A 13290-nucleotide genomic window follows, 5' to 3' on the forward strand; every position below is an offset into this window, starting at 1 on the left:
CGGAAGGACTCCAGCAGTGTTATCGAGACACACCAGGGTGGTGCGGGGTTCGGCGCTGATCGCGGGCCTCGCGCTCGCGGGCGGGCTCACCGCGACCGCTCCCGCCGTGGCGGCGGAGCAGGCCAAGCTCACCGCGCCGGCCCTCACCGGCCAGTACGACGTCGGCACCACCGACCTCCACCTCGTCGACCCGTCCCGTCCCGATCCGTGGAAACCGGAACGGCGCCGGGAACTCATGGTCACCGTCACCTACCCGGCGGACCGGTTAGCCGGGGGCCAGCGGGCACCGTGGTTCACGCCCGGCATGAGCGCCGTCGTCGACCAGGTGCTGGCAGGAGAGGACTACCTCGCTCTCCCGGTCGGCTCCATCGACTGGGCATCGGCGAAGCGAAGGGCCGAGACCGGCGTCCCCATGGCGCACGGCGCGCCGAAGCCGGTCGCGCTCTTCTCCCCCGGCTTCGGTGGCCCGCGGGAGACGTACACGGCGATCGTCGACGATCTGGCGAGCCGCGGCTACGTGGTCGTCTCGCTCTCGCACACCTACGAGAGCGCGGCGGTCGAGTTTCCTGGCGGGCGGCTCGAACTCGCGGTGCCCGGGGGTGAAAGCCCCGAATTCGAGAAGAAGGCGCTCGACGCCCGGGTCGCCGACAGCCGGTTCGTCCTCGACCAGCTCACGAAGATCACCCGGGGCGAGAACCCCGACGCGGGCAAGCGGCCGCTCCCCCGCGGGCTCGGCCGGTCACTCGACCTGTCCCGGGTCGGCGCCTACGGGCACTCCTACGGCGGGTTCACCGCGGGCGAGACGATGGTCCACGACCGTCGTCTCGACGCCGGGATCAACCTGGACGGCGCGATGGCGACCGCGGTCGGCTATCCCCCGGGAAGTCCTTACGTGCCGGGCGAAGTCACGAAACGCGGCCTGGACAGGCCGTTCCTCCTGATGGGCACCGAGGGCGTCGACGAGAACGGGAAACCGCTCGAGCACACGCACCGGAATCCCGGATTCGACCGCAGCTGGGCGGACTTCTGGGCCAACCAGCGAGGCTGGAAGCGGGATCTGCTCCTGCGCGGTGGCAGCACGCACAGCGCCTACAGCGATCTCCAGGTCATCGTGCCGCAACTCGGCGCGCGCGTGGCGCCGGAGAAGCGTGAGGCGGTCATCGGCACCATCGATCCCCGTCGTTCGCTGGCCGCGCAACGGGACTACATCGGCGCGTTCTTCGATCTGCACCTTCGCGGACGGGACCGGCACCTGTTCGACGGCGAATCCCCGCGGCACCCGAACATCGACTTCATCGACTAAGGCTGAAAGGGACTTTCCCCGCACGTGATCGGGTGAAGGGCGCTTTCGCCGCGGCATGGTGGGCGACCCGGCGGCGCAGCCGATGCGCCGCTCCGCCCGCAGTCGCGCCTGCAAGGCGACCGCCGTACGGCGGTCGCCCGCAATGGGTCATCCGCGCCAGACGCTGCTCCAGGTCGATCTCCTCACCCGGCCCCTCCCGGCGAGCGAGCGAGGAACGGTCACGATGACCTCTTGAAGCTGGTCGACGCGCTGGCCCTGTCCGAGGAGCACCTCAGGGTCCATCGTCCGGGCCATCCGCTTGAGGAGGAGCGAGCCGACGTGGGCGCTGAGGTCGGTCGTTGTCGAGGTGGTCGACGATGCGTGCGTGACCGTCTCGGCCGATGGTCGCGAGACGCGATGCCGCCTTTGTCCACGTACGGGCGGAGTATGAGCTCGTTGCGCGAGCTGAACCGTGAGTCGGCCAGGACCGACCTGGCCAGGTCGTATCCGGTCGTCGGCAGCACGTTGACGGTGTGTACGGACTCTGTCGCGTTCATTCCTCTCATCTCGTACGAAGGGCTACGTGATCGCTGATCAGTGCGGCCGGTGGTCGGGCCCGCCTGCCCGGGCCTTCACCGTCCCCTGCGCGTGTAGGCACGCAGCGACAGCGGGACGAACACCGCCAGCAGTGCGGCCGACCAGAGCAGGACGGCGGCCACCGGGTGCGCGAGTGGCCAGGCCAGGTTTCCGGACGGGGCGCCCGGGTTGCCGAACAGCTCCCGTGAGGCGGCGGTGAGCGCGCTCACCGGGTTCCAGTCGGCCAGGAAGCGCAGCCAGCCCGGCATGCCGCCGGTCGGGACGAACGCGTTCGACAGCATCGTGAACGGCAGGCCCAGCGGCACCATCGCGTCGGCGACCTGCTCGTTCTTCACCGCCAGGCCCACATAGACGCCCACCCAGCTCAGCGCGTACCGCAGCACGATCATCAGCAGGAACGCCTGGGCCGTGGGGATCAGGCCGAGGTGCGGCTGCCAGCCCACCAGCAGGCCGGCGCCCACCATGATGGCCAGCATCAGCAGGCCGGTCAGCAGGTCCGCGCCGGTCTGCCCGAACGGCACCGCCAGGCGCGCCATCGGCATGGAGCGGAACCGGTCCATCACGCCGCGGGAGGCGTCGGTGGCCGTCCGCGTCATGACCCCCAACCACGCCGAGAAGGTCACCATCGAGAACAGCCCGGGCATGAGGTACTCGCGGTAGTCGCCGCCGGGCACCTGGATCGCGCTGCCGAAGACGTACCCGAACAGCACGACCATGACGGCCGGGAAGATCAGCGCGGCGATGAGTTCGCCGGGATCGTGTCGCAGCCGTCCCAGCTCGCGGCCGACCAGGGTCAGCCCGTCGGTGAACGTCCAGCGCAGGTGGCGGGTGAGAGGCGGGCTGAGGGTGGTCATCGGACGGATTCCTTCCGGTCGGTGAGACGCAGGAACACCTCGTCGAGGGTGGGGCGGCGCAGCCGCACGTCGGCCGCGGCGACCCCGGCGCGGTCGAGGGCACGGACGATGTCGGCGAGCCGGAGACCGCCGCCGGGCAGGGCGACGCTGAGCCGGTCGGCGCCCGTCGTCGCCGGCTCGGCTCCGGCCAGGGCGTTCAGCACGGTCGCCGCCGGAGGCAGCGCGGCGGGGTCCTCGAGGACGACGTCGAGGCGGTCCCCGATCGTGGCCTTCAGCTCGTCGGGAGTACCCGTGGCGATCACCTTGCCCTGGTCGATGACGGTGATGTCGTCGGCCAGCTGATCGGCCTCGTCCAGGTACTGCGTGGTGAGCAGCACCGTGGTGCCGTCCGCGACCAGCTCGCGGACGCTGTTCCAGATCTCGCCTCGGCTGCGCGGGTCCAGGCCGGTGGTGGGCTCGTCCAGGAAGAGCACCTCGGGGCGCAGGATGAGGCTGGTGATCAGGTCGAGGCGGCGTCGCATGCCGCCGGAGTAGCCGGCGACCTGGCGATCGGCGGCGTCCATCAGGCCGAAGCGTTCGAGCAGCTCGTCGGCCCGCCGGTGCGCCTCGCGCCGGGACAGGTGGTAGAGGCGCCCGAACATGCGCAGGTTGCCGCGGCCGGTGAGCTTGTCGTCCACGGCGGCGTACTGGCCCGCGAGCCCGATCCTGGCGCGCACCTGGCCGGCGTCGCGGACGACGTCGTATCCGGCGATGCGGGCGTGGCCGGCGTCGGGATCGGACAGGGTTGCCAGGATGCGCACCGCGGTGGTCTTGCCCGCACCGTTCGGGCCCAGCACGCCGCAGACCGTCCCTCGCGGGACGCTCAGGTCCAGGCCGCGAAGCGCGTGGGTGTCGCCGAAGGACTTGTGCAGCCCCTCGGCGACCATGATCGGATCCGCCATGTTCCCTCCACTGGGTACGTTGTACGCGGTCATGGCGGCCAGACTAGGCGACTGGGTACTATGTACGCAACCAGGAGGGGTGGAACGGTGACCGACGCCGAGTACGTGAACATCTGGATGCGGCCCGAGCGCCCGGCCTATGGGCCGAAACCGGCCTACAGTCGTGCGCAGATCACCGACGCGGCGATCCGCATCGCCGACGCCGAAGGGCTGGAGGCCGCCACCATGCGGCGGATCGCCGCCGAGATCGGCGCGGGCGCGATGTCCCTCTACCGCTACGTCCCCAGCCGCGACGACCTCATCGAGCTCATCACCGACCGGCTGCAGGGCGAGATCGACCTCGAGGGCATGCCCTCCGGCGACTGGCGCGCGGACCTGACGCGCTACGCCGACGGGGTGCGGGCGATGTGGCTGCGGCACCCGTGGATCGCCACCGTGCACCGGGCACTGCCCAGCTACGGCCCCAACCAGCTGCTCGTGATCGAACGGGTGATGGGCGCCCTCGACGCCCACGTCTCCATCGACGAGAACTTCGGCCTCATGGCCCTGCTGACCGGCTACGTCGAGAGCGCCGTCCGCGAGGAGATCGGCTGGGCCGAGGAGGTCCGCCGCAGCGGGCTCAGCGAGCCGGAGTGGATGGCGCGGAGCGCCCCGCGCGTCGAGCAGCTGATGAAGAGCGGGGAGTACCCGATCTTCACCAAGATCGTGGTGCAGGCGCGCCGGCCGCACCAGAGCCGCGACGAGCAGTTCCGGCACGGGCTGGAGCGCGTCCTCGACTGCATCGCCGCGGCCCTCCCGCAGGCGGCCGAGCCTCCGGCGCCGCACCGAAAGAGGCGGAAAGACCGCGACGATTAGCACTGGCCGGCGACGTCGTGCTCCCCGACGGCGCGTCTTTGACGTACGGGTTGGCACGGCATGGCCGGTTGCCGAACGAGCGCGGGGTGGGCAGGACGGTGCCGGTCGGCGGCGACGGCGTGGTCGACACTGCGATGCCGCCCAGGCCGTCGGCAAGTCGCCGTGGACGTCGAGGCGCTGGGCGTGGACCTGCTCACCGTGGTCGGGCACAAGATGTACGCGTCCCGGGGCATCGCCGCGCTGTACGTTCGCGACGGCGTGGCCTTGGAGCCGGTCCTCTACGGCAACAGCCAGGAGCGCGGGCTGCGCGGCGGAGGAAACGCAGTCAACAGTTGGCGGGTGGGGTCGTAGCGGACTGTCGGCGTTCCGGCGACAACGAGGTTCGCCCGCTCCCACGGCCGGTGATCGGCCATGAAGGGGATCTCCTGCTGCATCCATTCGTCCCAGAAGTCACGTGCGGCCTGAGCGTCGCCTTCACGGGTCATGCAGCGGCGCTTGGCTTCGGCGAGGTCTGCCTGTACCCAGACGACGGCGTCGACCAGGTGCATCAGTTCACGGCGGGCGGCGCCGGTGCCTTCCACGATGACCATGTGCCGGCCGGCGGGCACGTCGATGGCTCCGGCGCGGCCTCGTTGCGCCCAGGCGTCCGGTCGGTAGGCCACCGCCTCGCCGCGGTGCAGCGGATCGAGGACACCCTCGACGAGCACGTCGCTCCAGCCGAAGAAGGAGTGGTGCCACGCTACGTCGTCGGTGTGTACCACGGCAGCGCGCGGCATGCCGCCGGCCAGCGTCGCCGCGATGGTGGTCTTGCCGGCACCACCGGGACCGTCGATCGCCACGATCCGCGGCCGGCCCAGCGGGTCACCCGCGGCGTCGACCAGCATCCGCATCACGTCGCCGATCGCCGTCGCCTGCCAGGGGCCGGCTGCCGACTCGCCGGGGTAAAAGGTAGGCTCCATGCGGTCCAATGAGGGAAGACGCCAGCGAGAACGACGGTGACGGCTCCGGCCAGGGCGAAGGTCCCTGCTCACCTTCACCACACCGTGATCGTTCTCGGCGGTCAACCGCTTTGCCCGAAGTGCCCAGGCCGACAAAGGCCGCTGACCCTCACCCTCCCACGACATCCCAGCAGCGATCAACTCTCCCGGCCGACCGGCGAGGGCACGATCTTGGGGCAGGACTCGAGGTCCAGTAGCCATGAGTGCTCACCCGCTGGCGGCTGTCAGGCACGAGTCCGCAGGCGTTGCAATGGACGACTCGTCAAGACCGATTAGCAGCTCTGCCCGATGGTCGTCACTGCTGGTGTCTTGGGCCAGGACTTCGGCCGGGGTCCCGGCAGCTTGGGCTGACCCCCGCTGTTCTGGCAGCACGTCCAGTCCTACGGCGAGGTACGGCTGGACGTGGCCAAGCGTCTGCCGCTGGGCGGCGGCGAGGGTGCCGCCCAGCGGCGCGAACCGGAGTAGCCCAGATCCTGCGGCTCTTCCGATGTGGGCGGGCCGGTGCGACCTGCGCCGTCCGGCCGACCGTGGACGTTTTGCAGCAACACCGCGCCGGGCGCCATGGCGTCGCCGACCGTGCGTGTAAATAAACTTTGACACGGTGTCCGCGGCGCTTTACATTGGTTGATGTCAGCTTTGTTTTACATGAGGAGCGGGCATGGCCTTCGAGGAGAAGCGCGCCTGGGTGATGATCTTGGTTTCCGTCGGCGCGTACACGCTCTACGTGGCGACCGTCCTGGGCCGGGCCGGCGACGGCCCGCTCGCCGACATCTCCTACGCGGGAACTCTGCTGTGGACCATCGGTGGCGCCATCGTCGCCGCGATCGTGGCCCACATCGCGATGGCCATCGCGGGCGGCCACGGCGCCGACCGCGCTGACGAGCGCGACCGTGAGATCAACCAGGTCAGTGAGCGCATCGGGCAGTCGCTCGTCGTCATCGGCGCGCTCGCCGCACTGGTCATGGCCATCGCCGAGCTGCGCCACTTCTGGATCGCCAACGCCGTCTACCTGGCGTTCGTGCTGTCCTCGGTGCTCAGCTCGGTTGCCAAGATCATGGCGTACCGCAAGGGCGGCTTCCAGACGTGGTGAAGCCGACGCAGGTCACCAACGCGATCCGGGCCCTGCGGTTCGCGCACGACGAGATGACCCAGGCCGAGCTGGCCGACCGGGTCGGCGTCACCCGCCAGACCATCATCGCGATCGAACAGGGTCGCTACTCCCCCTCGCTGGAGATGGCGTTCCGCATCGCCCGGGTGTTCCGGGTCGGACTCGACGACGTCTTCCAGTACCCCGACACCGAAGGAGACCCCTCATGAGGGCGATCGTCCAGGACGAGTACGGCCCACCGCACGCGCTGAGCCTCGGTGAGGTCCCGACCCCGACGCCCGGCGCCGACGATGTGCTGATCCGGGTGCACGCGGCCGGCGTCGACTACGGCGTGTGGCACGTCATGACCGGGCTGCCGCTCATCGGCCGCCTCGGCTTCGGCCTGCGCCGGCCCCGCAACCGCGTGCCGGGCATGGACGTGGCCGGCGTCGTGGAGTCCGTCGGCGCCAACGTGACCGCGTTTCACCCCGGCGACGAGGTGTACGGCGCGGCGACCGGCGCGTACGCGCAGTTCGCGCTCGCCCGCCCGGGCAAGCTCGCCCGCAAGCCCGCCAACCTGAGCTTCACCGAAGCGGCGGCCGTACCCACGTCAGGGGTGACCGCGTTGCGGGCCGTCGGCCAGGTCACCGCCGGCGAGAAGGCGCTGGTCATCGGCGCCGGCGGCGGAGTGGGCAGCTTCGCGACGCAACTCGCGGTCGCCGGCGGCGCCCACGTCACCGCCGTGTGCAGCACAGCCAAGGCCGACCTCGTCCGGTCGCTGGGCGCCCAGGCCGTCATCGACTACACGCGCGAGCCGCTCACCGGGACGTACGACCTGATCATCGACATCGCGGGCATCCGGCCGCTGGCCCTCCTGCGCGGGCTGCTCACCGAGCGCGGCCGGCTCGTCATCGTCGGCGGCGAGGGCGGCGGTCGGTGGTTCGGCGGGCTCGGCCGGCTGCTGGCCGCCCGGCTGATCACCCCGTTCACGCGCCAGCGCCTGGACCCGGTGATCGCGCTGACCCGCACCGCCGACCTGGACGCGCTACGCGACCTCATCGAGGCCGGGGCCGTGCGACCGGCCGTCGGGCGCACGTACTCCCTGGCGGAGGCCTCCACCGCGGTGGGTGACCTGGCGGCGGGCAACGCGCCCGGAAAGCTCGTCATCACGGTTGATTGACCCCGGGGGCGCCGGGATCAATAGCCTGCGGCGAGTCTTGGCAGAGAGGTGCGTCCGATGACGGTCGACAGCCCCGAGGTGAAGGCCGATAGTCGGTCGCGAGGGCGCCGGGAACGCACCGGTTGGTACATGTACGACTGGGCCAGCAGCGCCTTCTCGACGACCGTCATCTCCGTGTTCCTGGGGCCGTACCCCTCGCCTCCGCCCGCAGGCCACGCCCATAGCCTCGGTGTCAGCGAACCGGTGCCTGCTCTACAGGATGGACGGCCGGCATGGGCCTCACCCGCTGGAGTACAGGCGGCGCCGGTGTCCGTTCCTCGCGTGATGGAGATCATCGCCGTGTCCCACCCGCCGCCCTGCCTCGGCGATCTCGTCGAGCCGGACGCGCAACCTGGCCATCTCGTCCAGGACGAGCCGCAGGCCGTCCTGGTTCTGGTTCTCTGCCGCCGACGTCTGCTGGTAGCGCTTCAGTTCAGGCATCAGATGCTGCTCCACGCCACTGGGAGGCGAAGCGCCTGCTCGGGTCACTCCAACGTTTCATGATCCTTGGAGGCAGTGAAACCGGGCCGCGGGTTCTTCTCCTAACGGTCTGCGTCATGGATGACGACCCACTTGTCGCCGCGCTTGAAGTGAAGCGTTTCGGTGCTGGTGTAGAGGGTGGGAGAGGCCTTGTGGTCGTTGTGGATCCACAGCCGGCCGACCCTTGATGTGGCGAGGTCAAAGATCGCTTCAGCCTTCCGTCCCTGCTTGTCGATCTGACTGATGGTGACGAAGCGATCGGCCACAAGTGACCGAGGGTGATCACCCGGCAGATCCACGGCCTGGCTGCCGTCGCGGCGGGTCGCCTGGTTGCCGCTGAGGCACCAAGTCAGGTCGCATGCCGCCTGCGCGGGATCGTCGAGCCGCTCCCCGGTGCTCAGGTTGAGCAGATTCGTCACGCCTACCCGGCCATCGTTGGGACGTCCCGCCCAGGGCCAGCGGAAGAGGCCCAATCCCTCTGTGCCCGGAGTGAACGACGGCTCGCCGCCCGACACCGGAAGCTGATGGACACCGCCCGATTTGGTCGACGACCAGAAGATCTTGCCGTCCCCGATGGCCAGTTCGACACCGTAGATGCTGTCCCCGTTCACCTTGTCCACATCCAGCTCGGCCGGGAACGACACCACCGTACGGGGATCGCCCCCAGTCACCGGGATGGTCATGATGTGGATATCTCGGTCCACATACTTGAACCAGGCGATCACGCCTTCACCCACCGCCAGTGAGTTCACCGGCGCGATAGGCGAATCGATGGTGGCCAGGTGCTGGAAAGTCTGCGACTCCAGGTTGTAAGTCCATAACGCAGGCGCAGGGTCGTAGCCCTTCTTCGACACGTATCCGAGCAGGGTGCCTGCGTCGGTGAACAGCTTCGGCGTGAAGGCCTCACCGTTCGGGACCTTCCGGGGAACTACCGCGATCACCGAAGGCAGCACCTGCTCCAGCGGCGCAGCAATCCTCTCCACAGTCCGTGACTCCTTGATGCGCGGCGTCGGCCTCGCCGTGACGTTGGGTGGCGACGTGACGGTAGGCCGCGGCTCGGGAGCCTGCCAGACCACGGCTGACGTCACCGAGATCACGAGACCGGTGGCCGCCACGCTCGCCAGCGCGAGGCCGCGGCGTCTGCGCCGAACCCGCGGTACGGCCATCTGGCGCAGCAAATCCGGCGGCATCGCCGGGATCCGCGCCTCCGCGCGGGCGAACGTACGGCGCAACTCCTTCTCAACATCGTTCATCGCAGGCTCCTTGGCCGGGTAACGGTGTCGCGCAGTTTGCCCAGAGCGCGGGACGCCTGGCTCCGCACGGTTCCTGGAGAAATGTCGAGCATCTCGGCGATCTCTACATCCGACCGGTCCTCGTAGTAGCGCAGGACAAGGACGGCACGTTGACGCTTGGGCAGTTTGGCCAGCTCGTCCCATAGGTCCAGCGGTGACTCCGCCTCCGATCGCGGCTGTTCGGGCACCTCCCACACCAGGTGTTCACGCCTGCGCCGCCTCCAGAAGGAGATGTGCAGCCGGGCGATCGTGGTCTTCACGTAGCTCTCTGGGTCGTGCTTGCGCTGCACGCGCGGCCACGAGTTCCGCAGTCGCATCACCGCCTCTTGAACCAGATCAGCGGCATCATGCGGATTGCCGGTAAGCATGTAGGCATAGCGGAACAACGCATGACCCCGATTGGCGACGAAGTCGGCTAAGTCCGGTGCGTCATCCACGAAGGAGGATCCTCTCGTTCATCCCGACGGAGACGCACCAGGACCCCTGAAATGTTGCATCACCCGGCAAGATGCTGAAGATGGCAAGGCGCAACCGGCGGACGAGCGGTCACGTCGCCGACGGGTTCCACCTGCCCCGGAGAACATCGTCCCGACCGCCATCAGCTACTTCAAAGGGGAATGCTGATCATCACGCAGTTTCGACCGCCTGCCGGTCGGACCGTCGAACTCGTACCCGATGAGCGACGCGAAGATCTTCCGGAAGACCCCTGCTTCCTCAGCCGTTGGGCACTTTGTACAGGTATTGCTGGTGGTAGCGGTTCGGTTCGCGCTACAAAACAGTTCGGCAAGACTTCAGCCGGCTCGAAGGGCAGCGACCGCCTCGACGAGGCCCGCCGCCTCCAAGGCATCGAGCACGTCATCAACCGTCTCCGGCGGGCTGGTCCGCGAGTCGGCGATCTGCTGCACACAAGCCCATACGACCCTTCCGTCCAGATCGATCTGGTCCAGTACGAAGTCGTCGGGCGACTTCACCTCGATATCCCATGGAGTCAGATAATCGGCGGGGAAGTCCTTGAGGTTGGACGTAACGATAACTTGTGCGCCCACCTTGATCGCCGCAGCCAGCACATGCCGATCATCCGAGTCGGGGAGCTTCAGCCCTTCGATCAGCGGCTCGTACCCTTCGACGAGACAGTCTCGGACAGCGGAGTTCATCAGGCAGCGGAGCTTGCCGAGCTTCTCCGCAGGAATGTCGGGCCGGTTGGCGGCAAGGTTACGCTGCATCTCATCCAGGATCCGGTTGGTCCACTTGGCTTGCACCCGTCCCGTCATGGCAAGGCGAATGAGCAGGTCACGCAGGGCGTTGCCGTACAGCACGTTCGCGTCGTAGACCACTACGAATGTCATCGCTCAGATGCCCAGCTCTTGCCCCAGCGCAGCGAGCTGATCAGCCGACGTCCGGCGCTTGGCATCATCGCGACGCTTGTATTCCTGGAGATCCTCACATTTGATTCGTCGGTGTTTGCCGATCAACCGGAAGGGAATCTCTCCCGTCTCCAGTAGCTTGATCACGTATGGGCGCGAGACGTTCAGCAGGTCAGCCGCCTGCTGTGTCGTCAGCTCGGCATGTGACGGAATGACCGTGACTCCGCGCCCTTCGGCTGCTTGGGCAAGGATGAAGGCGAGCAGACTCACGGCTTCGCGAGGCAGAATCAATGGATCCTCACCCCCGTGCTCACCGGCGACTCGAACGGTCGACTGCTCGGGATACCGCATGAGGTAGTCCTTGATCCGGCGCACTGCGCGACCGGCTACCTCGGCATCGATGCTCCCAGGCTGAACTCGTTTGGCCTGTACGTCTGTCATGGCGAACACCCCCTCTTCGCAGTATCCGCAGCAAACGAAATATACGCAAGCGAAATCGCTAGCAGCTTCGGTCACGATTGGTTCATCAACTGAAGCGCTCCAAGAGGGCAGGGCAGGACGCCAATCCAAGGGCGATACCCGACTTGCCGGACATTTCGGCGGGATGAGCATGGGGTGCGGGAGCGAGGACACCGAGAGCATGAGCCTCTTTGGCGCGGTGATCTCAAAAGTGAAGGTCCGCAAGGCGCAGCATCGCATGCGCGCCAAACAAGATCTTCCAGTGGGCGGCACGCACTCCTTCGGCTGGCAGCCTTACCGTCTCACTCGCCGCCAAGCAGGCCGAATACTATTCGGACTTCCGATCAGCACCGGACAGAGCCGGGCGATCAAGGGCCAGATTCTAGCTATCTCCGCAGGTCTACGCCTCGCCGGACGTCAGGCCGACCGGACAGGCCACGCCGATCCCGCAGTAGCCGTTAATGCTGCGGTGAAGATACTGCTGGTGAAAACGTTCGACGAAGTAGGTGGAGACGGAGGCGGTGATCACACCCAGCAGCGCGATGCGCGGCAACATCAGCCGGTTTTCCGGCGGCGGACTCACCAACGGATTCGGACCGACGCCCAAGTAGTCGAGGTCGGTCAGGTTGCCCAGACTGTCCGGCAGGCGACCGAGATTGGGTGCGGAGAGATCCAAGTGAGTCAGATGCTCACGTTCGGCGCCCTGGATCCGCCGGATCGCTTCCTCGGAAACGGCAGGCGCGGCGGCCCCAGATCGAGCGGCGAAACATGGCCCGCGAGCGCTATTCGCCTCACACCCGAACATGCCAAAGGCGCGAGCCGTACGGCCCGCGCCCTGGCGTCCCCCGGGGTTGGGCAGCCCGGCCTCAGTAGTAGCCGGTGATGGTCGCCGAGGTGAAGGTACGCTTGGCTCCGTTGCGGGGATCGACCAGGACGATCCGGCCGAACAGTTCGTCGATGTAGCCGTCGAAGTACCCGTCGTCCTCGTTGAGGACGCTGAAGGGCACGGTGATGTCGAACTCAGCCGAGAGCCCCGCGTCGCCCGCCGCGCTCCAGGTGACCGGGACCGACACCAGACTGTTGTTGAAGGCCGGGTCCGCGCCGATGACCTTGGCGGAGAGCTCCTCGCCGGGAGCGTCGATGATGGCCTGAGCGTCGGCGCGGCTCATGTGGATGTCGATGCCCAGATGCGCGGCGACGTTGCCGTCGTCAAGCCGGTCAAGGCTGAAGCAGATCACATGGGTACTGGCACTCGTGCACTTGACCTGCGGGTTCGGCTCGGCCATAGCGGGGCCCGCCGCAATGGCGAGGGCCGCGGCTGCCAGGGCCGAGACGACGGCCAGCTTCCGGCTGGCCCGTCCGACCCGCGAACGGGGATCTGAGGTGTTCATGAGGATTCCTTGGCGGGATGTCGTGTTCCGGTGTTCGCGGCCGGACGGCCGCGAACTAGACGTTCATAGCCGAGGCTGGTTGCCGCCCAGTTGCGAGGCGCTTCAGCGCGTGCCAAGTGAGACGCCCCGACCAGTGCCTGATCAGACACCCCACCCCCAGGCTGGTAGTGGCCGACCGGACCTGGTGGTACACGGCCAAGATCTGGTGATGGGCGGCCACCGACTCTGGTGGCTGGTGGCCATACTCTTGGGCAGCGTCAGGAGCGCCTCCATGCCGGCCGCGCGACACCGTCCAGAAACGTCTATCCAGAAAACGCTGCGACACAGCGTGCTCGCACACGAGCCGGCCCGCTCGGCAGCACCCCCGGGCAGCGACACGCGTGAGCGGGCCGTACAGACGAGGTCTGTTAATCACGACATAGCATGACCTGATGGGCATTTCCCGGCTCTCCACGGATGCGCGGCAGCGGC

At 68.0% G+C, this 13290-nt stretch carries 17 protein-coding genes; 6 read left to right on the forward strand and 11 right to left on the reverse strand.

Annotated features, from left to right (window positions below; genetic code table 11):
* Positions 1-16 precede the first annotated feature (16 nt).
* On the forward strand, positions 17-1303 hold the full coding sequence (locus V5E28_RS41560; RefSeq protein WP_336215406.1) for an alpha/beta hydrolase family protein: 1287 nt from the start codon (positions 17-19) through the stop codon (positions 1301-1303).
* Between the two features lie 611 nt (positions 1304-1914).
* Here V5E28_RS41560 and V5E28_RS41565 read toward each other — a convergent pair.
* Positions 1915-2733 (reverse strand): ABC transporter permease, encoded by an 819-nt coding sequence (locus tag V5E28_RS41565; RefSeq protein WP_336215408.1) that lies wholly within the window; start codon positions 2731-2733, stop codon positions 1915-1917.
* Positions 2730-3674: an ATP-binding cassette domain-containing protein gene (locus V5E28_RS41570; RefSeq protein ID WP_336215410.1), complete on the reverse strand. Its 945-nt coding sequence runs from the start codon at positions 3672-3674 to the stop codon at positions 2730-2732. The genes V5E28_RS41565 and V5E28_RS41570 overlap by 4 nt, the downstream gene beginning before the upstream one ends.
* Positions 3675-3761: 87 nt before the next feature.
* Here V5E28_RS41570 and V5E28_RS41575 point away from each other — a divergent pair, with 87 nt between their 5' ends.
* Positions 3762-4529, forward strand: coding sequence for a TetR/AcrR family transcriptional regulator (locus V5E28_RS41575; RefSeq protein ID WP_336215412.1), 768 nt, complete (start codon positions 3762-3764; stop codon positions 4527-4529).
* 60 nt (positions 4530-4589) lie between these two features.
* Complete coding sequence (locus V5E28_RS49800; RefSeq protein WP_442945950.1) at positions 4590-4880, forward strand: aminotransferase class V-fold PLP-dependent enzyme; 291 nt, start codon at positions 4590-4592, stop codon at positions 4878-4880.
* Here the strand turns inward: V5E28_RS49800 and V5E28_RS41580 are convergent.
* On the reverse strand, positions 4808-5497 hold the full coding sequence (locus tag V5E28_RS41580; protein WP_336215414.1) for a uridine kinase family protein: 690 nt from the start codon (positions 5495-5497) through the stop codon (positions 4808-4810). The two genes, V5E28_RS49800 and V5E28_RS41580, sit on opposite strands and share 73 nt — an antisense overlap.
* A 688-nt stretch (positions 5498-6185) precedes the next feature.
* Here V5E28_RS41580 and V5E28_RS41585 point away from each other — a divergent pair.
* From V5E28_RS41585 to V5E28_RS41595, 3 genes are read left to right on the forward strand one after another with little or no spacing between them, the layout of a single operon-like run.
* The gene (locus tag V5E28_RS41585) at positions 6186-6617 is read left to right on the forward strand and encodes a hypothetical protein (RefSeq protein ID WP_336215415.1); all 432 of its coding nucleotides are present in this window, start codon (positions 6186-6188) and stop codon (positions 6615-6617) included.
* A complete protein-coding gene (locus V5E28_RS41590) occupies positions 6611-6844 on the forward strand; it encodes a helix-turn-helix transcriptional regulator (RefSeq protein ID WP_433381358.1) in 234 nt (77 codons plus the stop codon). The genes V5E28_RS41585 and V5E28_RS41590 overlap by 7 nt, the downstream gene beginning before the upstream one ends.
* Positions 6841-7794 carry an NAD(P)-dependent alcohol dehydrogenase gene (locus tag V5E28_RS41595; RefSeq protein WP_336215417.1) on the forward strand — a complete coding sequence of 318 codons (954 nt, stop codon included), beginning with the start codon at positions 6841-6843 and terminating at the stop codon, positions 7792-7794. Before V5E28_RS41590 ends, V5E28_RS41595 begins: the two co-directional genes overlap by 4 nt.
* Positions 7795-7811: 17 nt before the next feature.
* On the opposite strand, the gene V5E28_RS41600 is transcribed toward V5E28_RS41595, so the two are convergent.
* From V5E28_RS41600 to V5E28_RS41635, 8 genes are all read right to left on the reverse strand, one after another.
* Positions 7812-7964 carry a hypothetical protein gene (locus V5E28_RS41600; protein ID WP_336215419.1) on the reverse strand — a complete coding sequence of 51 codons (153 nt, stop codon included), beginning with the start codon at positions 7962-7964 and terminating at the stop codon, positions 7812-7814.
* A gap of 109 nt (positions 7965-8073) precedes the next feature.
* Entirely contained in the window at positions 8074-8274 is a 201-nt protein-coding gene (locus V5E28_RS41605; RefSeq protein ID WP_336215421.1) for a hypothetical protein, read from the reverse strand.
* Positions 8275-8375: 101 nt separating this feature from the next.
* On the reverse strand, positions 8376-9566 hold the full coding sequence (locus V5E28_RS41610; protein WP_336215423.1) for a hypothetical protein: 1191 nt from the start codon (positions 9564-9566) through the stop codon (positions 8376-8378).
* On the reverse strand, positions 9563-10042 hold the full coding sequence (locus tag V5E28_RS41615; RefSeq protein ID WP_336215424.1) for a SigE family RNA polymerase sigma factor: 480 nt from the start codon (positions 10040-10042) through the stop codon (positions 9563-9565). Before V5E28_RS41615 ends, V5E28_RS41610 begins: the two co-directional genes overlap by 4 nt.
* Before the next feature lie 354 nt (positions 10043-10396).
* Positions 10397-10951, reverse strand: coding sequence for a PIN domain-containing protein (locus V5E28_RS41620; protein WP_336215426.1), 555 nt, complete (start codon positions 10949-10951; stop codon positions 10397-10399).
* A gap of 3 nt (positions 10952-10954) precedes the next feature.
* On the reverse strand, positions 10955-11410 hold the full coding sequence (locus V5E28_RS41625; RefSeq protein WP_336215428.1) for a helix-turn-helix domain-containing protein: 456 nt from the start codon (positions 11408-11410) through the stop codon (positions 10955-10957).
* Positions 11411-11828: 418 nt separating this feature from the next.
* Positions 11829-12104: a hypothetical protein gene (locus tag V5E28_RS41630; protein WP_336215430.1), complete on the reverse strand. Its 276-nt coding sequence runs from the start codon at positions 12102-12104 to the stop codon at positions 11829-11831.
* 190 nt (positions 12105-12294) lie between these two features.
* Positions 12295-12819, reverse strand: a complete 525-nt coding sequence (locus tag V5E28_RS41635) for a hypothetical protein (protein ID WP_336215432.1) — start codon at positions 12817-12819, stop codon at positions 12295-12297.
* Between the last annotated feature and the right edge of the window lie 471 nt (positions 12820-13290).

It is taken from the genome of Nonomuraea sp. LPB2021202275-12-8 (assembly GCF_037044575.1).
GTDB lineage: Bacteria > Actinomycetota > Actinomycetes > Streptosporangiales > Streptosporangiaceae > Nonomuraea.